Origin of the sequence: Micromonospora sp. NBS 11-29 (assembly GCF_002140155.1) — a bacterium.
Lineage (GTDB): Bacteria > Actinomycetota > Actinomycetes > Mycobacteriales > Micromonosporaceae > Micromonospora.
In genome coordinates this window covers 11,239-11,860 of record NZ_NAPR01000018.1, presented here as the reverse complement: position 1 = coordinate 11,860, position 622 = coordinate 11,239, and the positions used below count along the sequence as shown (strand labels likewise).

The window sequence follows — 622 nt, the reverse complement described above, 5'->3', positions numbered from 1 at the left end:
GGTCGGCGTCCGGGTCGTAGAGCGCGTCCAGGTCCCAGCCCCGGTCGGTGGGGAACTCGGCGATCCCGTCGCCGCCGGTGGACACGAGGTCCCACAGTTGCTCCGGGTTGGTGACCCCGCCGGGCAGTCGGCAGGCCATGCCGATGATGGCGATGGGGTCGTCGTCCTCGGCGGCGGTGGCGCGGGTGGCGGTGGCGGCGGCCGGCCGGTGACCAAGGTGCTCGTGCAGGTGCTCGGCGAGGCGTTCCGGGGTGGGGTAGTCGAACACGAGCGTGGCGGACAGTCGCAGNCGGAGAACGCCCGGCCGGCCGGTACGGCCTGCGCCGAGGCGTGCCCGAGCACGGCTGCCGCCTGCGCCCGGACCAGCTCGACCAGCAGCTCCCGGGCCTCATCCGGGGCGAGCCCGGCCAGCCGCTCGGCCCAGCCGGCGCCGGTGCCGTCGGCGGCGCGTGCCTGCCGCCGGCCGCCGGTGGGGGCGAGAAGCCGCAGCAGCGGCGGGAGGTGCGCGGGGTCGCCGGTGATCCGCAGCCGCGCGGCGACCACGGCGGCGGGCGCTCCGGTGACGGCGGCGTCGAGCAGCGCGGTGCCTTCGGCGGCGGTGAGCCCGGTCATGCCGATGCGG

Annotated in this window: 1 protein-coding gene and 1 pseudogene; one reads left to right on the top strand and one right to left on the bottom strand. The window is 77.9% G+C overall.

Going from position 1 to position 622, the window contains the following annotated elements; all coding sequences use genetic code 11:
• Positions 1–268: beta-ketoacyl synthase N-terminal-like domain-containing protein (locus B1205_RS33530; RefSeq protein ID WP_441338538.1), on the bottom strand; the 268-nt coding region annotated here is incomplete at its 3' end.
• 62 nt (positions 269–330) lie between these two features.
• Between B1205_RS33530 and B1205_RS33525 the strand changes: the two are divergent.
• Positions 331–622: pseudogene (locus B1205_RS33525) on the top strand (hypothetical protein); the annotation flags it as partial.